16 protein-coding genes and 1 pseudogene are annotated in these 20,071 nt (G+C 43.4%); 15 read left to right on the top strand and 2 right to left on the bottom strand.

Annotation, left to right across the window (positions count from 1 at the left end; genetic code table 11):
- Positions 1-124: 124 nt before the first annotated feature.
- Positions 125-1,297, bottom strand: a complete 1,173-nt coding sequence (locus AACT52_RS24710; protein ID WP_073633697.1) for a DegT/DnrJ/EryC1/StrS family aminotransferase — start codon at positions 1,295-1,297, stop codon at positions 125-127.
- A gap of 309 nt (positions 1,298-1,606) precedes the next feature.
- Between AACT52_RS24710 and AACT52_RS24705 the strand changes: the two genes are divergently transcribed.
- The 13 genes and pseudogenes from AACT52_RS24705 to AACT52_RS24645 all read left to right on the top strand — a co-directional run bounded on the left by AACT52_RS24705 (position 1,607) and on the right by AACT52_RS24645 (position 15,625).
- Complete coding sequence (locus AACT52_RS24705) at positions 1,607-1,774, top strand: hypothetical protein (RefSeq protein ID WP_158054765.1); 168 nt, start codon at positions 1,607-1,609, stop codon at positions 1,772-1,774.
- A 2,031-nt stretch (positions 1,775-3,805) separates the two neighbouring features.
- Complete coding sequence (locus AACT52_RS24700) at positions 3,806-5,665, top strand: amino acid adenylation domain-containing protein (protein WP_158054763.1); 1,860 nt, start codon at positions 3,806-3,808, stop codon at positions 5,663-5,665.
- A gap of 109 nt (positions 5,666-5,774) precedes the next feature.
- A complete protein-coding gene (locus tag AACT52_RS24695) occupies positions 5,775-6,737 on the top strand; it encodes a chlorinating enzyme (RefSeq protein ID WP_073633695.1) in 963 nt (320 codons plus the stop codon).
- A 26-nt stretch (positions 6,738-6,763) separates the two neighbouring features.
- On the top strand, positions 6,764-7,135 hold the full coding sequence (locus tag AACT52_RS24690) for a cupin domain-containing protein (RefSeq protein ID WP_073633694.1): 372 nt from the start codon (positions 6,764-6,766) through the stop codon (positions 7,133-7,135).
- The gene (locus AACT52_RS24685) at positions 7,104-8,393 is read left to right on the top strand and encodes an alpha/beta fold hydrolase (RefSeq protein ID WP_083630526.1); all 1,290 of its coding nucleotides are present in this window, start codon (positions 7,104-7,106) and stop codon (positions 8,391-8,393) included. The genes AACT52_RS24690 and AACT52_RS24685 overlap by 32 nt, the downstream gene beginning before the upstream one ends.
- 318 nt (positions 8,394-8,711) lie before the next feature.
- Positions 8,712-10,172 (top strand): FkbM family methyltransferase, encoded by a 1,461-nt coding sequence (locus AACT52_RS24680; RefSeq protein WP_073633693.1) that lies wholly within the window; start codon positions 8,712-8,714, stop codon positions 10,170-10,172.
- Positions 10,173-10,189: 17 nt separating this feature from the next.
- Entirely contained in the window at positions 10,190-11,377 is a 1,188-nt protein-coding gene (locus tag AACT52_RS24675) for a benzoate/H(+) symporter BenE family transporter (RefSeq protein ID WP_073633692.1), read from the top strand.
- A 138-nt stretch (positions 11,378-11,515) separates the two neighbouring features.
- Entirely contained in the window at positions 11,516-12,289 is a 774-nt protein-coding gene (locus AACT52_RS24670) for a thioesterase II family protein (protein ID WP_083630524.1), read from the top strand.
- Between the two features lie 34 nt (positions 12,290-12,323).
- Positions 12,324-13,508 (top strand): acyl-CoA dehydrogenase family protein, encoded by a 1,185-nt coding sequence (locus AACT52_RS24665; protein ID WP_073633690.1) that lies wholly within the window; start codon positions 12,324-12,326, stop codon positions 13,506-13,508.
- 322 nt (positions 13,509-13,830) lie between these two features.
- Positions 13,831-14,012 (top strand): annotated as a pseudogene (locus tag AACT52_RS24660) (IS5/IS1182 family transposase); the annotation flags it as partial.
- A 98-nt stretch (positions 14,013-14,110) separates the two neighbouring features.
- The gene (locus AACT52_RS24655; protein ID WP_198940982.1) at positions 14,111-14,800 is read left to right on the top strand and encodes an AzlC family ABC transporter permease; all 690 of its coding nucleotides are present in this window, start codon (positions 14,111-14,113) and stop codon (positions 14,798-14,800) included.
- Positions 14,790-15,101 carry an AzlD domain-containing protein gene (locus tag AACT52_RS24650; protein ID WP_073633688.1) on the top strand — a complete coding sequence of 104 codons (312 nt, stop codon included), beginning with the start codon at positions 14,790-14,792 and terminating at the stop codon, positions 15,099-15,101. The genes AACT52_RS24655 and AACT52_RS24650 overlap by 11 nt, the downstream gene beginning before the upstream one ends.
- A gap of 383 nt (positions 15,102-15,484) precedes the next feature.
- Positions 15,485-15,625: a hypothetical protein gene (locus AACT52_RS24645; protein WP_233154060.1), complete on the top strand. Its 141-nt coding sequence runs from the start codon at positions 15,485-15,487 to the stop codon at positions 15,623-15,625.
- A gap of 220 nt (positions 15,626-15,845) precedes the next feature.
- On the opposite strand, the gene AACT52_RS24640 is transcribed toward AACT52_RS24645, so the two are convergent.
- Positions 15,846-15,992 (bottom strand): hypothetical protein, encoded by a 147-nt coding sequence (locus tag AACT52_RS24640; protein ID WP_158054761.1) that lies wholly within the window; start codon positions 15,990-15,992, stop codon positions 15,846-15,848.
- Between the two features lie 877 nt (positions 15,993-16,869).
- Between AACT52_RS24640 and AACT52_RS24635 the strand changes: the two genes are divergently transcribed.
- Both AACT52_RS24635 and AACT52_RS24630 read left to right on the top strand, forming a co-directional pair.
- Positions 16,870-18,384 (top strand): GAF domain-containing sensor histidine kinase, encoded by a 1,515-nt coding sequence (locus AACT52_RS24635; protein ID WP_073633687.1) that lies wholly within the window; start codon positions 16,870-16,872, stop codon positions 18,382-18,384.
- A 235-nt stretch (positions 18,385-18,619) separates the two neighbouring features.
- On the top strand, positions 18,620-20,044 hold the full coding sequence (locus AACT52_RS24630; RefSeq protein ID WP_073633686.1) for an IctB family putative bicarbonate transporter: 1,425 nt from the start codon (positions 18,620-18,622) through the stop codon (positions 20,042-20,044).
- Positions 20,045-20,071: the final 27 nt, after the last annotated feature.

Raw genomic sequence — 20,071 nt, 5'->3', positions numbered from 1 at the left:
TAGTTTGTAAATAGTCCAGACTAGGGAAATATCTGGTAGTACGTATCAGGTAACGGCTCATGGGCTAGTCATCTCTTACGTTGCAAGCTGATTCTTGCAAGCTTACACTGTACCCCGAAGGGTATCACTGTAGGTAGTTGACATGCAGAGCAAATGCATGTTGTTCAGCACTGAGGCTTGATGCAATCGCCGCAACAACTTCCTTGACTTGGCTATGACTCAAACCTGGATACATAGGTAAGGATAATATTTGCTTCGCCAGCATTTCAGCATTGGGAAAGTCCCCGACTTGATAGCCTAGGTGAGTAAATGCTGGTTGGAGATGACAAGGAATTGGGTAGTGAACACCAGTTTGAATTCCTGCGGCTGTGAGTTCTTCTTGGAGTTGTTGACGTTGTACGGCACAAGAATCATCGACTTTGATCACATAAAGATGATAAATATGTCCCTCGCCGCTGTGGTTTTGTATCGGAGTTATCCCGCTTGATGCTAAGGGCGCTAGTTCAATATTATACTGCCCGGCAGCATTAAGGCGATCGCGATTCCACTGTGGCAGATACGGTAATTTCTGCTGCAACACCGCTGCTTGCATTGTATCTAAGCGGCTGTTGGTACCTTCTTCAACGTGAATATATTTTTGAGCCGCGCCGTAATTGCGCAAGCGTAACATTTTTTGGGCGACATCTGGATCTCGCGTGAGTAACATCCCTCCATCTCCAAATGCCCCTAAATTCTTGCTGGGATAGAAGCTAAAAGCTGCTGCAATTCCCACTGAACCAGCGCGATATCCTTCGCGTTCGGCTAGGTGTGCTTGTGCGGCATCTTCAAAAATTAGCACTTTGTAAGTGTCGGCAAAGTCTAACAACTGGCGTGGTGATACCATTTGACCGTAAAGATGCACGGGAAGAATCGCTTTGGTTTGAGGCGTCACTGCCCGCGCCGCCGCCTGCAAATCAATTAAAGCTGTTTGTGGATCGCAATCGACGAAAATCGGCTTTGCCCCTGCACGTATCACCCCAATCAAAGTGGCAACAAAGGTGTTTGCTGGTAAAATCACCTCATCTCCAGGATCAATATGACAGGCTTGTAAACCAAGAGCGATCGCATCCGTTCCCGACGCAACACCAACACCATATTCTGCACCAGAAGCTGCTGCAAAAGCTGCCTCAAAATCTTTCACTGCTTGCCCTAAAACAAAATCTCCCCGTTCTATTACAGCTTCGATTGCCTGTTGTAGTTGAGTTTGAATTGCTTGGTGCTGTAACTTTAAGTCTACAAAAGGAACCCTAATAGTCATATTATTCATTCTTAGGCAAGCCCCTAGTATTTCATCTAAAAATGCTATTTTTTAGCAGCTAATCCATTCTTGACTGAATACTATACTTTGGGCAAATCTTCCTTATGAAGAAATAGTAAAGCTTTTATGAAAATTATTTATATTTGACGTTTCTTTAGATTTTTATGAATAAACAGTTGTTTTTACCTAAGTTCTTGACAAATTCAATATATAAGAGACTATTGATAAACTAAATCTTAAGTAGGGTATAAGGATTCAGGTGGGGAAAGTAGTTCACAGGAGTTACATCGTTTTGGGAACATCATAAACATGACGAACCGCCTGCCCCTGGCTGAAAATGAAGACGAACTATACCAATTGTCAAAGGAAAAGTTGGTAGGAATTATCAAGACGCTAAGAAAAAATTGCGTGGCTCGAAGAAAGTTTGAAATTGGACAGTTAAATATCATTACAACCACCATCAACAGACCTGCTTAAAAAATCAGAAAAAAAGAAACCACAACCCGACATCGACCAGACAAGGATCAAACGGAAACTGGGTGGACAACCAGCACATGAAGGTAAAACTCGTTAGGGATTTGGACCAGTAGACCGAATCGAAATTCTACCTCTACAAGTGTATTCTCACTGCGGAGGTACGCACTTCGCACCTGATATAGAATATGTCGAAACCCAGCAAGTGTAACTTCTTCACCCATTGAGATGTATTGTGTTTTAGTCTGCAATCGCCCCCTTGGTCACATACAGCAGCAGTTCAGTCGTCATTCGTCATTCGTCAGAAGTAAAAAGGGCTTAGTGTTTCGGCTTTTAGACAACAACGTTGTACTTCATTTACTTGCAATGTGCTGTAAGTAGGTCGGCGTGAAAATTTATCGTTGAGACAAGGCAGCTATGCTGAGGGCAGAGGGCAGAAGGGACGCTCACCTTTTTATTTTTCTCTGCTACCCCGATTTATTGAGCCGATACATAACTTTTGTTAGTTTACCCTCTTATTGATTATTCTGATAGCTCTAACCAGCTTGCAATGTGCTTGATAATCGCTTACAAATAGCTGTTTTAGATGAATTTTTACTATTTTAGGATAGCAAAATCATTTGTATCTGAAAATACAAAATTTTCCCAAGTATTTTTTAATTTTACTTGTCACTTGTAATCATAAATAAGTATTTTTTTTTACTTAAAAGACCTATGTGCTATTTTCTGCTCAATACGGTACGGGAACGCCATGTTCATCTCTCGAAGATCCCCCCTAGCCCTTAAGGGGCTAGGGGGGATCAAGTTTTATCCTAACCGTATTAATTTTATGCTTTATAATGCAAATTTCAACTGACAAACGATCTTACTGAGAGTGATTTTGAATTGTGAGCTTTTTTTATACAAAAAACATTTGCAATTCTTCATAATTAATTTTAATAGGGAATATTATATACACTTTGTATACGTATGGCGGCAAAAGGATTTTAGGTTACTGTTTGAAATAGCAACACCCACGTAGTATCGTTTCTTAATGACTGTTAGAAATTTCAAGATTGACAAGGGATTTTACTTGAAGATGACTCTATCTTTAGACAGGTTGATTAATCCTTTTCTTGTGTAAAGGTATTCAAAGTGGTTTTCCAAATGAGTCATGCATAACTGAAGTGAAGCTTAGCTAATTTTAGCTTGGCCCTTTTATTGTTCAATGGTAAGCACGCAGCTTCTAGAGTGGAATCGCAAAGCTACGTGCTAGCAGCTAAAGAATCTATTTAGCCGTTTGTATTGTATCAGATGGCTAAGCAGATTTGTGAGCTACAAAACAAAAACACAACAATCTGTTACACCATGAAAAAGACCAGCTTTTAATTACTTCCCAAGTCACCGCAATCCCTACACTAGAGGGTGGCTTCCCATCCAGCTTTTACTCGCAGTTTCTCCTGTAAAACTTGTTAACGGCTACAATTTGCCCTGCACTCAAAGCTCTATTGCAAGAGGCAGCTACTTATGCAAATTAAATTACTCATCAAAATTAACTCAAACGCTTACTCCATTGGGAGTCAGTGTGAAATTAATTTTGTCTAAGTACAGCATTTGATAAATCGGTAGCGTTTCTTTCGCCCAGCTAGTAAGGTGGACGCGGCTTGTAATTCGTTACGAACTTGTGAAATTCTGTACTAAGTACTTAGCACCCTTGTGATACAGATGCTGACACTTATTACTACTATGTGTTACCAAAAGTTCAATGTCTTGAAGCACATAACAGATGCTTGCCAGGAAATTCGTCTTGGTCAATTAGGGCACTCTTGACTTCAAGCTATCTGCCACCTCTTTTGGCTAAATACTTCCTATTGATAGCTAGCATCTTTCGTATTCCCAGTTTTTAACTTATCTTCTCAGAATTGAGCAATTTCGGATTGCAACATGACTTTACCAATGATTGAGCAAGGAGCCTTTTTCTCCTGATTGACTCTCTTAAATAGATACGTTTTCACTAACTTTAGTAGATTCACAATGAATACACTTCATTCTTCTGTGCAACAGCCTGTATTACCAGGTAGGTGTCTACATGAAATTTTTGAGGCAAGGGTGTGTGAGGCTCCTGGTCGAATTGCTATCTCTACATTAGATGAGCAGATCTCATATAGTGATCTAGACCTTCGTGCTAATCAGCTTGCTCACAGACTACAAACTTTGGGAGTCGGTGAAGATGTACTTGTTGGTTTATGTATTGACCGTAGTATAGATATGCTCGTTGGGCTACTTGCCATTCTTAAGGCTGGTGGAGCGTATGTACCCATTGATCCAAGTTATCCGAGCAAGCGTATCCACCTATTACTTGACGATAGCGCTGTTGCCGTAGTGGTCACTGTATCGCGTGTGGCAGAGTGCTTAAGTAACTGCAATGCAATACTTGTCTGTATTGATAATGATTCGTCTTTGCTCTCGAAACAACCTGTCACCGCACCCTCGGCTAAAAGTAACGACAGAAGCCTTGCGTATGCGATTTATACATCGGGTTCAACTGGAACACCTAAGGGTGTGCTAGTCGAGCATTCTAACGTTGTTCGGCTATTTGAACAAACCCATCACTGGTTTGGCTTTAACGACCAAGATGTCTGGACTATGTTCCACTCAATCGGCTTTGACTTCTCGGTCTGGGAGATATGGGGTGCCTTGCTTTACGGAGGACATCTAGTTATCGTTCCTTTCGACGTTACACGTTCGCCAAAGAAATTCTATAATCTCCTTAAAAGCAAGGGTGTAACGATTCTTAATCAAACGCCCTCCGCATTTCGGCACTTGGTCGAAGCGGATATCGCCAGCAAGGAATCAACAGATCTGGCTCTCCGCCTTGTAATTTTTGGTGGGGAAGCGCTTGAACTTAAGCTGTTGGAGCCATGGATCGCTCGACATGGTGATCAACGACCTGAATTAGTCAATATGTATGGGATCACCGAGACCACGGTTCATGTCACTTATAGGCGAATCACACGGCAGGATCTAGAAAGCTCTGGTTTGAGCCCAATAGGCATCCCAATTCCTGATTTGCAAGTCTATCTGTTAGACGAGTCAGATCATCTGGTGCCAGACGGTACACCTGGAAATCTCTATGTCGCTGGTCCTGGTCTCGCACGTGGTTACCTCAACCGCCCTGAGCTTACTGCCGAACGTTTTCTGCGAAACCCTTATAGTAGTGTGGAAGGAGCCCGTTTGTATTGCTCTGGGGATCGTGCTGTTCGCATGCCCAACGGTGATCTTGTCTATCAGGGACGCTCTGACGAACAAATAAAGGTACGTGGCTTTCGCATAGAACCTAGAGAAATTGAATTGTGCTTGTGCAGGCATCCTCAGATTACATCTGCCATTGTGATTCCACACGATTATGGTGATGGCGATGTACGTCTCATAGCATACGTCGTGCCAAGCCTTGAGCCTGATGTGGCTGCACCGCTGAGCAAAGATCTGAGTAGTAGTGAATTGACTCAACACGCAGCAGCGGAATTGCCCGTCCACATGAGACCATCTGCGTATGTTATCCTCTCAGCACTCCCAATGACGGCTCATGGCAAAATTGCTCGAAGTGCTCTACCGCTGCCAGTTGCGGATAAACATGTTTTCAGGGGAGAGTCTGCAGCGTCTAAGACCTCTATTGAGCAAGTGGTGGTAAAGATTTGGGAAGATGTTCTGGGGCTTAAAAACATAGGAACAGATGACGACTTCTTCGCCCTTGGCGGAACTTCCCTAGCTCTAATACGCATCTTTAAACGCGTAAATGAGCACTTTGGACTCTCTCTTGACGTAAGTGTATTAATCGAAGGAGCGACCAGCGGGCGTTTAGCACGCTGTGTAGATGACGAATTACGGAATGGCCAGCTTTTGGAGACAAGTTGATGCAGAACACTTAAATAAACTTTAAAAGTTTTCCCTCACTTCAGAAAAATTAGCGAGTTTTCATCAGCGCAAACAGGCAGATCCTTTTACCTAACTGGGAGATAGATTGATGCAGAATACTCAAAATAACCTTCGAAAGTTTTCTCTCACTCCAGAGGAGCTAGCGAGTTTCCATCAGCGTGGGTATGCAGGTCCTTTTACCTTATATGAGCCGGAAGAGATGAAAGCACTGTGGCAGCGTGAGCGCCTTCAGATACTTGATCGTAGCAAGGCTGTTTATCAAGGTAGCGACGCGGTTTCAGGAGTAACTAATATTTCAAACTATGATCGCCATCTTGACGTTTCTTTTTTGGCCGATCATATATCTCGCCCAGAAATCATTGACAGAGTAAGCAGTGTTTTAGGACCTGATGTTTTGTGTTGGCGCACTGAGTTCTTTCCAAAGTATCCAGGTGACGAAGGTACTGATTGGCATCAGGCAGACACATTTGCTAATGCTTCCGGGTCACCTCAAATCGTATGGCCAGATGCCGAAGATTTCGGTGGCACAATAACTGTGTGGACAGCGTTCACTGAGGCGACTATAGAAAACGGCTGCCTTCAATTCATTCCAGGCACCCATCGCACGATGTACTACGACGAAAGTAAACGAATGCACTATGATCCGGATCAAATCAACACAATCAACAAGGAAGCCGTTCAGCGAGGCTTCTTTGGATACGACTATCGCCAGCTACAAATCGATCCAGATTGGAAACCAGATGAATCAAAGAGCGTGTCCATGATTATGCGCCCTGGACAGTTCATTTTGTTCTGGTCAACGCTAATGCATGCTTCGCACCCCCATAGTGGAAAGACAAAAGAAATGCGATTGGGCTACGTCGCTCGCTATGTGCCGACCTCAGTGAGGATCTACCCTGATACTGAGGTTGTAACAGAATATGGTGGCAGTATTAAGTTGGAAAAATACGGTGCAGTGTTGGTCTCAGGTAAAAACGATTTCACTCATAATCGTATTGTGACACATACCACACGAGGAAAGGCTTTCAGGAGCAATTTGTGTCAAGAGTAGGAAGCTCTTGTAAGTGAGGTGAATACATGAATAAGATAGCTGGTGAACGAGTTTGCCTAGCTGAGAAGTTGAGGCTGATCGACAGATATTGGGACCCGAAAATCGTCGGGGAACTCAATGGTCAGTTTGTCAAGCTGGCCAAGTTTAAGGGTGAGTTCGTTTGGCATTGCCATGACAACGAGGATGAGTTCTTCCTCGTGATCAAAGGGGAGCTAAAGATCAAGTTAGAAAATCGTGAGCTTGTTCTTCGAGAAGGGGATTTCACGATTATAGCTCGAAGTATTCAGCATCTTCCCGTTGCTGAAGAGGAAGTTCATGTCCTTATATTTGAGCCAAAATCCACGGTAAATACTGGAGAGGTGAGGAATGAGCTTACTGTTGACTGCGAATGGCTCTGAATACCCAAAAGGTGAGGGATCAGAACATACAAATAACCAGAAGATTCTATCTAAGGAAATCGGACAAACAGTAGCACGCCTTGCTCAGGCTGTGCTCTCCGTTAGACCGCTAGTGAATGCCCTTGAAGCTCCGGTGCGTGTTGCTCTCTTAAAAGATGGGGATCTCATCCCAACGCCAAGTGGAGAGTGTTCTCCCATTAATGGCTTTGGGATAGAGGCATTGTTAAACAGAATTGCTACGCGGCTTGGTACGTGCAAATTTGAATTTACTCAAGGTCTTGCTTCTAACCTCACAGCATTCGATCATGTGGTTAGTTATCAATTGGCTCTCTCGCCAGACCACTGGACTACATTCTGGGTATCAATGGAAGCACTGCCTGATGTGGACAATATCATTGATGAAATTCTTAAACATAGCCTTGAGTCCTATTTCAAGTGCTCAGAGGTTGTATCTTTCGATGGTGTGCCGTTGAGAGCTTATGCTGGAGGAGTACCTGATGGAAAAGTAGTTGTCATTGTTCCTGCTTGTGGCATGCCAGTAGAGTTATGTGAGCGTTGGCTGCGCTACCTAGCAGAGGAGCATTATGTCATTACCTGGGAAAGCCGCGGACTCTTCGGAAAGGTTGAGGATTTCGATACACTAGCTTATGATCTGCCATCTCAAGCAAGCGATTTATTTGCGGTTATGGATTACTTTGGGGTGGAATCCGGACATGTGATGGGTCTATGTGGTGGGGCAGTGATTGCGCTAGCGTCTTCATCGATACAACCAGAGCGCGTATCGTCGCTCAGTTTATGGCATGGAGACTATGAACTCGGTCCCAATTGCCCAAAAACCAATCATCAACAAGATCTAGAATTATTGATGTCTATGGCTGGGAAGAGTCGAAAGCAAGCGATATCTCTACAGAAACTTTTCACTAGACCATCCATCCTTGCAAATATGCGCGCCGATGTAGCTCATCTAACACTGTACCCCTATGCGACTGGGGAACTCCTTTTCCGCTATGGGAAGTTGAACGGGAGCATTATGACATCTGATATAAAACACATGCTGAACAAAGTATTACAACCAACTCTAGTGGTGACGAGCGAAGATGACACAACGGCTCACCCTGAGGGATCTTTACGCGTAGCGGACAAGCTCTCTAATGCAACACTCCAAGTGGAGCCGCATGGTGATCACCTTTCCTTGTTTGATGCTAAGCCAACCATTACTCAGCTTGCTAAAAGGTTTATTCAATATGGAACTTTGTGACAATGAGACAAATACCCCAGACTTTTTGGTTAGGTGTTGCTGTACCAATGCTTCTGGTTTAACACAATACGCTTGAGTTAAGAAGATTTATTCGTCGAGGCAGGGGAGAGATAAAAAGCTTCTCCGAATTGTATTGCTTTATACTAATAATACATGAGATTGCAGTTTATTCACCCCTTGGCTAAATTCTGGGGCGTACAAACAAAGCCTGCGTAGGCAGGCTAATTGAATGCATGTTTATAGAGAAACGGTATGGCCTCGAAACGGATAGATAATACGTCCCGGCTACCTAACAACTACTGAAAAGAGAACGCAGTCATGAATTACGCAAATAAATTTGAATTGGACAAGATCAGTGCATGTCTTCGAGAGCATGACGGAGTGGAAGATGCTATCGTTACTGTGGAAGAAATCACTCCCAGTAATATACTTCTAGTCGCTTATGTGGTGCCGGATATACATCACGCTGGAGAGGTTAGACGCGCATACGAGCTTGAAGCCGATGGTAGTTTAAAAGGTTTATCTTTATACGAACCAGACAAAAATCTTCTTGTTGCTCAAAAAAACCGTACAGAGACAGACTTTTTGTTTCGTGAAATTTTTCTGGACAATGCTTATTTGCGCCATGGGATACAATTAACTGAAAACGCTTGTGTGCTTGATGTTGGAGCAAACATTGGAATGTTCGCAATTTTTGTTGCAAAAAAATGTCCTGGAGCACGCATCTTCTCTATCGAACCAGTTTCTGAATTAAGCCAAGCTGTGAGGGCCAATGCCAAAATTCACAATGCAGATATCACAGTTATAAATTGTGCTTTGGGTAGTCAATCGGGTTTCACTGAGTTCACATACTATCCCAACAACACTGTTATGTCCAGTCGATTCGCGGATGAGTCTGAGGATCGTGAGACTTTGCGAGCCTACCTAACAACTGAAGAGAGCACAGAGAATGAGACACTGTTAGATAAGTTGATTGCTGATCGAATGGTTGGGCAACGTCAGGAATGTGCAGTCATGACACTCAACCAAATCGTGGAGCAAGAAGATATCAAGCAAATTGATCTGCTGAAAATTGACGTAGAAAAAGCAGAAATGGACGTTCTGTCTGGAATAAATGCGAGCACATGGGGAAAAATATCTCAAATTATTATTGAGGTACATGATATTGCTGGGCGTGTTGGTAATATTCAAAAAATGCTTCAAGAGCGCGGCTTCATTGTATCCTATGATCGCGATCGCCGTCTCTCTAAGACAAACTGCTTCACCGTTTATGGGTACTTGGATCAAGCGCAAAGAGATGGTAAAGACATCCTTCATAACAAAAATACACAAAAGTGGTCGTCACGTCAAAGTCTCGTGGATGATCTAATCAGCAGTGTCAAAAGAGTCTTTCCAGACCACATAATACCTGAACACTTTGTACTGCTTAACAGCATACCCCTTACAGCAGGCGGAAATGTCGATTTCGATAAACTCAAAGAGATTCGAACAAAACGACAGGATGCAGTTTATTTTGAATTGGAGCCGCAAACGCCAACAGAAAAGAGTCTTGCAAAAATTTGGCGCGAAATCTTCGGTAAATTAGATGCTACTATCGATTCAGACTTCTTTGAGTTTGGGGGCAACTCTTTAACCGCAGTTAGACTGATTGCTCGTGTTGAAGAGATCTTTGGTGAAAATGTGTTGTCGCCCGATGCACTCTTCGAAAGCGGTCAACTAGGACAGCTTGCTGCCATAATAGATTCTGCATTAAATAAGGGTAAAAAGGTACTGACTTGACGACCAAGAATTCACCTATGAGAACTGGCAGTAAGGCAGGATTGCTAATTTCTATCTTTTCAGCTGCCATTACAGCTTCATTCGTTGGTTTTGGTGGGACAGTGGCGCTGGTTGTAGAAGCTGCTCGAACGGTAAATGCGACCCAAACCCAGATTGCCTCTTGGATTGCCACACTCTGCTTCGGGATAGCGGTCACAACACTATATCTCAGCCTGCGTCACCATTTGCCTATTATCACCGCATGGTCAACACCTGGTGCGGCTTTGGTAGCATCAAGCGCGAAAGGTTTAAATCTAGCCGAAGCCGTTGGCGCGTTCACAGTTGCGGGCGGACTGATATTGCTCGTAGCTGCCATCAGACCTCTAGGCCGACTGATTGAGCGAATTCCCGCAGCGATTGCATCAGCAATGCTAGCAGGTGTACTTGTCCATTTTTGTCTAGAGGTCACGAATGTTGCTCAAACCTCGCCTCTTTTCGTTCTTCCGCTTGTAGCGACTTTCTTCCTTGTAAAGCTGTGGAAAGCGAGCCTAGCTGTATTTCTTACTTTTGCAGTTGGGCTAATATTAGCGGCGGTGGGTGGACTCGTCCAATCGAACTGCTGTGATATCAAGCCCACAATAATCACGAGGATAGTTCCAATCTTCGACCTTCCAAGCATCATAGGACTAGGGTTGCCGCTTTTTCTGGTCACCATGGCTTCTCAAAACCTACCAGGTATTGCGGTGCTAAAAGCTGCTGGCTATTCCCCGCCAACCCGATCCTCATTCGCGGTAACAGGATTTGCCTCGTTACTGCTCGCGCCTTTCGGCGCACATGGTATCAACCTTGCAGCTATTACAGCCGCGATCTGTACTGGGCCTAGCTGCCATCCGAACCCAGATCGTCGGTGGATAGCGGGACTGGTCTACGCAGCTTGTTACCTAGTGCTTGCAGCTTTCGCAAGTTCATTCGTAGACCTTCTCAAAGCCCTTCCTGCATCGCTTGTCACGACCATAGCAGGACTAGCACTATTCGGTCCTCTGCAAGGGGCGCTGCAAGGTGCGCTTGCTGGTGATGGCCACCAGAACGAAGCAGCCGTTTTGACATTTCTTGTGGCTGCATCGGGTGCAAATTTTGTCGGAGTCGGGTCTGCTTTTTGGGGATTGGCCGTCGGACTTATTTTTCTCAGCATCAGTCACATTTACCAGAGGTCGAAAACGTCTTAGTCATTAGACATCTCCGAAAACTAATCTCAAACCCATGCGCTGTCTGAGCTAATGTTTAATTTATGGAGATGTCTATTAGTTAAGTTCTGTCAAAAAGAATTTAGATCAAGTGAGAGAGTGCGGAATTAAGCTACTAAAATGATACACACTTATCTACAAACGGGTGTAAGAATGGACAACAGTTGGCTATACTGGCCAGCATTCCGGAAAAATGCATGGATGCGATTGTTCTGCTTTCCGTATGCTGGTGGAAGCCCAACTATGTTCCGTAGCTGGCTTAACAGATTGCCGGAAAGTATAGAGATTGTAGCTGTTAGGCTTCCAGGTCGAGATGCTCGAATAAAAGAACCAGCGTTTTCTGAGTGGTCAGCTTTACTTAACGCTATGGAACTAGCCTTAGCTCCCTATTTCGATAATCGCTTTGCTTTCTTCGGTCATAGCTTGGGCGCGTCGCTCGCTTATGAATTGGCTCAAAGACTGCATAATCAAGAAAAAATACCGCTCACACAATTACTAATTTCTGGCTGTCAATGCCCTCATTTACGCCGTCGCAAACCGCCTATGCACCACTTGCCAAGACAAGAATTTTTGGAGCGCTTACGTGAAATGAATGGAACCCCATCAGAGGTTCTCAAAGACAAGGTATTGATGGCTCTGCTCGAACCAACACTCCGCGCAGATATAAAATTGGCTGAGACTTGGGAAGGCACTACAAGACAACCACTAAACGTCCCGATAACAGCATTCAGCGGATTAATGGACGACGTAGCCCCTCCCCCTGACATGCAGGATTGGAAGCGCTACACTAACGCAGAATTCTCCTTTTATACGCTTCCTGGAAATCATTTTTTTGTCCACACATCAGAAGAAATGCTTCTGCGCACTATATCTAGCATATGCAGTTCAATCTGAATGACAACACCAATAGGAGGTGATAAGAAATAACATGAGATCCCCTTACTTCACCACGGAACACAATACCTTTCGAGAACGTGTGCGCAGATTTATCTCTCAGGAAGTGCTCCCATTTGCTGATGATTGGGAATATAACCGATGTATTCCCAAGGAAATCTGGCAGAAAATGGGGCAGATGGGATTTCTGGGCATCAATTATCCAAAAGCTTACGGTGGCTCTGAAATGGATTTCTTCTTTTCAGTCGTCTTTCTTGAAGAGATCGGTCGTGCAGGTTATGGGGGCTTCAGAGCAGCGGTTTCTGTTCATGAATATATGGCCACCTACTATATAGCTCATGCAGGTAGCGATGAGCTTAAACGCAAATATTTGTCTCCTGCTATTGCTGGTGAAAAACTTGGCGCACTTGGCATTACTGAGCGGAATGCAGGTTCTGATATAAACCAGATCCAAACCAGTGCCGTGCATGATGGCGACAATTACATTGTCAATGGCGCAAAAACGTTTATTACTAGTGGTACGACAGCAGATTTTGTAACGCTCGCTGTGAGAACTACACCTTCAAAAGCTATGTCCAAACGAGGTGCTACGGGTATTTCGTTGTTGGTGGTTGACACCGATTCTGAAGGCTTGAGCACAAAGAAATTAGACAACAAGATTGGGTGGCACTGTTCCGATACTGCAGAGCTCTACTTTAAAAACGTGCGTGTACCAGCAGAGAATTTAGTAGGCAGATTTAATTGCGGGTTTTACTATATTATGCAGTGTTTCCAACTTGAACGTTTGACGGCTGGAATTGTTGCCCTTGGTGAAATAGACCACTGCCTTGAAGTGACGCGCCGATATATAGCCCAACGCAAAGCTTTTAGTAGTCCACTCACCAATTTTCAAGCACTTCGCCATCGCATAGCTGATCTAGTAACAGACGTGGAAGCAGCCCGTCAGCTTATTTATCACACAGCGTGGTTGTACCAGCAAGGTGAATTACCCATTGCAGAATGTTCTATGGCTAAACTTAAAGTAACTGAGCTCGCTAACCGCGTTGTCAATGAGTGTCTTCAATTTCATGGTGGCTACGGCTACTTAGAAGAATACCCAATTGCCCGCATGTACCGCGACATCCGTGTAGGTACTATCGCTGGTGGGACAAGCGAAATCATGCGTGAAATCATTGCCCAGATAACGATTGATGAAGTGCGCCACGATTCGAGAACCTAAAAGGTATTGAATGAAACTAAGTACATAATTTCATAAATTCGTAGCGAATTGACAGCGTCCCTACTTGGGGTTCAGCCGGGACACGGATACTGTTGGCGAAATATTACTTAACATTTAACTGATGGGAAAACCCGATTTTGGAGATGGGAAGTTTTTTGATTTCCTGACTCTACCGTGTAATACTCGGTTAAAGCTCCAGAGACTACAGTGTATTACATGGAGAAATTGACGTGCTCTTTCGTGTCTTACATGGTAAAAGTTGTGCAAGAGCTGCTGCGTGAATAACTAATAAACTAGAAGAAATACTTATGGAGACGAGCGTATGTGCTTACATCCCGAAGAAATTCCTCCCGTTCCGAATGAAACGGTGCGTGTAGCTTTAGCTGCGTTCCCTAAAGGTAATCTCTATATGCATCGGCGCGACGAGCGCAGTGTGTTTTTTATCAGGATGAAAACTTTGCATCCCTGTACCCGCAACGCGGTCAGCCAGCGCAAGCGCCCTATCCCGGCTGAACCTCGGATAGGGATGGTAAATTTGATGCAGGAACACATGTAATGGTCTTTAGGAAAGTCGCGCGTTGATAATAATACCCTCAGCAACAGTGCAATTTCGCAAGGGGTTGCAGGCAGCAATACCAATTGTTATCGGATATATTCCCATTGCTGTTTCCTTCGGCATCATCAGTACTGAAAAGCAGTTATCTGTCACAGCATCTGTTTTTATGTCAGCTACAGTCTATGCCGGAGCGAGCCAGTTTATGGCAGTAAGTATGCTTTCTGTCGGCACCCCTATTTTTGAGATCGTAATCACTACTCTTTTCATGAACCTTCGCCACATTATCATGAACCTATCATTGCTGCCGCAACTACATGGGATGTCTGGCACAAAGAAAGCTCTATTTTCCTTAGGTATAACGGATGAAACCTTCGCGGTTGCCTCGCTGACTAAGGACAATGACATCCGGACTGTCCCGGGAATGGCTGGCTTGATAATGTTTTCATTTTTGGCCTGGGTTGGTGGAACAATGCTTGGTTCTTGGATAGCTCTATTTATTCCTGAGGTAATAAGCAGGGGGATGAGCGTGGCTCTCTATGCCATGTTTATTGCAGTGCTTGTGCCAGCTTTGCGACAGAATGGGAAATATCTTTTGGTTGTTACTGCTGCAATAGCTATTAATGCGGTTCTACAAAACTTTATTTCTTCTGGTTGGTCTTTAGTTATTGCTATTGTATTAGGCTCGTTTTTGTCTCCGTTTCTTGAAAGAAAAGGTAAAACGTCTAATGAAAACTGAACCTTTGCTAGTACTGGGAATGTCAATTGTTACAATGATACCTCGATTGCTTCCTGTTTTATTTATCTCTAAGATCAAATTAACACCGTTTACTGAATCATGGTTCAAAGGAGTTCCTTACGCCGCGTTGGGCGCGCTCATCTTTCCTGGCATATTAAACGCTGATCCAAGAAGTGCGTGGACTGGCATCTTGGGAGGTACAGTAGCGTTTATTTTTGCTCTTTTGAGACTGCCGGCTTATTACGCAGTTATTTTTGCTGTCGTTACAGCGTCCGTATTTAAGTTAATAGAAAGCTCATAACCCACATTCCTTGGAGTTACACCCCACATTCGGCACTTAAAATAGTAGTATAAGCAGATACATTTGGAAAAAACCAAAATTTCTAAATTTGATACTTATGTAAACCTCAAAAAAAGAAATTAAACAGGATAAATAACCAGCTTTTATCTATGGCTTAAAAGCTAGTTCTACAAGGATATTCAATGTAGATGTTATGGGATGATGATCTATCAAATAAGTGTGTCAAATAATGAATTAGATATTTTTAGGATAAATAATACTTTTGACAAGAAGCTGGAAAGAATTGCAAGATTCGATAACGTTCATCACTCAAGTTACAGCAATTTTCAGGTAATTGAACCACAAATTACGGTAACCTAGACATGAAGTAATTGTTTGATTCGATGCCAGTATCTTACTTCGAGGATTTGCGTCGTCGCGTGATAGCAGCTTGGTTAGCGAATGTTGGTTCTCAACGGCAGGTGGCGCAAAGATTTAAGGTCAGCTTGTCGTTTGTACGAAACCTGCTGCGTCCGGGATCGTGAAAGTGGACAAATTGAAGCAAAACAACGTGGGGGATACCAAAAGCCAACAATTCAGGATGAACATCTAAGCATGATTAAGTCTTGGGTGGAAGAGAAAAATGATTTGTTGCTAACACAGTTGTGCGATCGCTTGAAGCGTAGTTTCCTCTAAAAACTTTTGCTGTGATACTCCCACCGGGAGTCTAGCAGTTTGTAAATGCTGATTTATCATTGTTTCCTGTTAGACTTGTACACCCCACCGTATTTTCTCGTAGTCTTGTTCAAAAATCAAATAGGACTCGTATATTCCTATTTCATCAATTATTCCCGCTACTATTCCCAAGTGATCTAAGTTTCTCACCTCTATTTCTTCTTCTTGATAATTCATTTCTTACTTCTATTGGTTTTCTGACTTATTTTCCCACTGTTTGCAGTCGTTCACGATACCTGTACCTTTGTTCCTTCATTTACTATATTTTAAATATTTATACTTAATGGAAGACGCAACTCTTTCCTCAGATCTTGCACCTCTCCGTATAAGCCTAGGCTTAGTCAAAAGCAGCGCAATAAAGTTACATCACTTTTTTTGGCTTTTCTCGGTCAAATAAGGGCTCCAGACTTCATACTGAGTGTTAAAATTTTATCAAATTTTCTTGGTGCAAGATGTCAGTTTCCCACTTCTTTCATTAATTTATGTACTATAAACTAAAGTGCGGAATGTGGGTTACAAAGGTAAGTATTTTGTCTTTGGTCATTTTTTGACTATTTCAACCAATGCTTAAATCTATTGATTCTGAGTTCCTAGCTGCGGATTCCTGAGTTCTTTCTTAATGAGGAGGAGTCAGAAGATAGAATATGTCCTACGGACACGCTACGCGAACAGAAGTCAGAATGTCCCCACGGATGAATCCGGGGGTTTCAATAAAGTTGCAACCAAGCGTCTATTTCTCCACGATTCAAATCGAGGGCTTGTGACCTAGTAGTTCACCACATTAGTTTTGATAGGTAAATCAATTTCGCTCCTTGTCTTCTTTTCCTCTTCCTTTGCGTTCTCTGCGTCTTTGTGGTTTTTTATTTTACCTGTCAAAATTTGTGTGGCAGACTACTAGGCTTAACGTCTGCATCGCAAAACTTACAGTAGAAAAATTTTTACTTTTACCTTGTTCATTTAGGACAAAATTAGGGAACCTTAAGGATAGCAAATAACCCAGAAACAGTGGTTATATAAATTACTTTTTTCAGAGAATATCAAGGTAGCGATCGCAATGGTAGACCCTGAGAACAAATTGTTTGCCCTAAAGGACGACTGGGTTTCCCAGGAAACGAGAGAACGACAACGGCTCAAGGTATTGTCAGATTTGGGTTTGCGTCAACCAGAGACAATTCCAGTTTTTGAAGAAGCCACTCAAACTGCTGCCCACTTCTTGTCAGCGCCAATTTGCATTTTGGGCTTCCTAGATCAAGAACGTCACTGGTTCAAATCATCTGTAGGCTTATCCAAGCTGCGGGGAGGAATCATGAATCCCCTGGCACAAAGTCGTGAACTGTTACGCCAAGAATCCTTCTGCACTAAGGTAGTAGAGACTTCGCAAGCTTTTGTAATTAATGATACAGACCAATTAACGAGCGCATCCGCTTACAGCAAGTTGATTGAGGATTATGGCATTCGCTCTTACTTAGGAGCACCACTGTTTGATGCTTCTGGGTATTGTTTGGGTGTATTGGCAGTCATGGATACAAAACCACGTGATTTTACAAATAGAGACATTGAATTGTTACAAATCATTGCTCGTTGGAGCATGAGTGAATTTGAGCGTAACCGTCTGTTGCAAGCAACCCCAAATAGGAGAACCCCCAAGAGTACTTCCAAGGAGTCACAGAAGGATGTTATCAATACTACTGAAATCAAAATCAGCCCATCTGTTTTACAAAAAGATTTAGTTGGCACCAACCAACTGAAATTGGAACTGTTAGGACAACTCATTCAAGAGTTGCGTACCCCTTTAACATCCGTGTTAGGCATGGCAAGTGTTTTAGGGCGTGAGATTTACGGTCCTTTAACAACCAAGCAAAGAGAATATCTCGAGATTATTCAACACAGTGGTCGGTACTTACTTTCGTTGGTTAACGAAATTTTTGAACTGGGGACAATGGATGAAAACCCGACGGTGTTGAATCTAGTTCCTGTAGACATTGAAATGCTGTGTCAACAAGCTATCAATACCTTAGAAGAAGCAGCCCACCGTCGTGAGCAGGATATTCGCCTATCTGTAGAACCAGTGCGCAATCGCATTTGCTCGTTAGATAAAGACAAGGTGCGACAAATTTTATATCACCTAGTTTTTAGCGTGATTCAACTTTCTGCTACAGGTAGTATTGTTCGCATTCATGTTTCTTCTAAAGACGATACGCTAAACATCACAGTTTGGGTATCACATCCTTGGCTGGGAGACGGTATCACCGAAATTGACCCCTACTTTCGCCAGAGTAATACACTACCAATGCTAGAGCTTATAGGTGCTATCCCAACTGATAAAGGTGATCCGGACAACCAAGAGCAACCAGAGGATTTATCAGTCATCTTGGATAAATCAAGCGTAAATTCAAATCAGCCGCATGGTAATCTTTCTCGTGAAAGCTTGGGTCTTTTGCTAAGCTGCCATCTAGCAGAGTTGCATAGTGGACAAATTGTTGTTCAAGGGTCATCAGAATCAGGATATCGTTATGTGCTGAGTTTGCCACTGGATTTAGACGTACCAGAAGCACCTAGCGATGCCTAACTCCGGTTTGCTTGCGTTGACGCCCAACTACAAACGAGCTGTGTTCAATAAGTACCGACTGCAAATGCTTCAAATCATGACCAATGGTTGACAATTAATCGTTAATGGCTCTGATGGCAATTAGCAACGAGTGAATAGTAAGAACGCAACCTGCGGTGTGAACTTTTTAGAAGACCCGGATTATGATTAAGTCGAAGTTCTACGCGGGAGTGCTAATTCATCACAGCTTAGTATTATGAATTTAGTTTGGCAACGATTCACTTTATCCTATCTGCCTCTAAGACAATATCTTGCCACGAGTTACCTGCACCGCTCTCTAGTAGGGCTGTTGCATTCCTGGCGGCAAAGCAGCCTATTCATGCAATGGGGAGAAGCAATAGCGGCTGTTTTACTCAGCCTGATCTATGGTCTTGCACCTTTTGTGCCCAATGACCTATTGGGATTGATATTGCTTGGTTGTGCAGCATTTTGGCTGCTGTTAACTTTATCAGATGAAACAACACCGAATGCTCGAAGTGTAACCCCCATTCACTTGCTGGTCTTGCTTTATTGGGGAATTGCTACCGTAGCGACAGCATTATCACCTGTGAAGAAGGCGGCGTTTACCGACTTGCGAAATTTCACACTGTATTTGCTACTGTTTGCCCTGTGTGCTAGGGTTCTCACGTCACCCCGCTTTCGATCTTGGCTGATTACGCTGTACTTGCATATATCCCTGATTGTGAGTGTATATGGGTTGCGGCAATGGTTTTTTGGAGCGCCAGCGCTGGCTACTTGGGTTGATCCTGATTCTCCTCTGTCAAAGTCAACAAGGGTTTACAGTTATTTGGGCAATCCCAACTTGCTGGCTGGGTATCTTCTGCCTGCGGTGGTTTTAAGTGCAGTTGCAATTTTTGCTTGGCAAAGCCGATGGAAGAAAGCTTTAGCATTAACAATGCTAGTTGTCAATGCTTCTTGTCTGTATCTGACTTCAAGCCGTGGTGGTTGGATTGGGTTGGTAGTTGCAACTTTGACTTTACTTACGTTGCTTTATTACTGGTGGAGTGTGCAAATGCCCCCTTTCTGGCGCACTTGGTCCCTGTGGCTGATTTTAGGAAGTTTGTTTGGGTTATTGCTCGTTGCAGTAGTCTTTGTTGAGCCAGTTCGCGAACGTTTTTTCAGTATTTTTAGTGGCAAAGGTGATAGCAGTAGTAAATTTCGCACGAATGTTTGGAATGCTGCTTTCAAGATGGTTCAGGATTTCCCGATAACTGGTATAGGACCTGGTCACAACGCTTTTAATAGAATTTACCCGCTTTACCAACTCCCCCGTTATAACGCTTTGAGCGCCTATTCAATTTTCTTGGAGGTGACTGTAGAAACTGGATTTATTGGTTTAGCTTGTTTCTTGTGGTTGCTGATTGTGATATTTAATACTGCTTTCCTACAACTGCAGCGGTTACGAGAACTCAAAAGTGTAGAGGGATTTTGGCTGATTGGGGCGATCGCCTCTTTAGCTGGTATGCTTGCCCACGGCTTGGTTGATACCGTTTGGTATCGTCCTGAAGTTAATACCGTATGGTGGCTGCTGGTTGGCTTAATTGCCAGCTATTACAAATCTTTACCGCTAAATCGAACCAGAGAATTCAATTCGCCCAATCCAGAACCTACAGCGAGTTAATTATTGTGTACAAAGCCTGAGGACAGT

The organism is Scytonema sp. HK-05 (genome assembly GCF_963872035.1).
Classification (GTDB): Bacteria; Cyanobacteriota; Cyanobacteriia; order Cyanobacteriales; family Nostocaceae; genus Kalymmatonema.
Note: the sequence above shows the minus strand (reverse complement) of the source record. Positions and strands in the feature narration are given on the sequence as shown.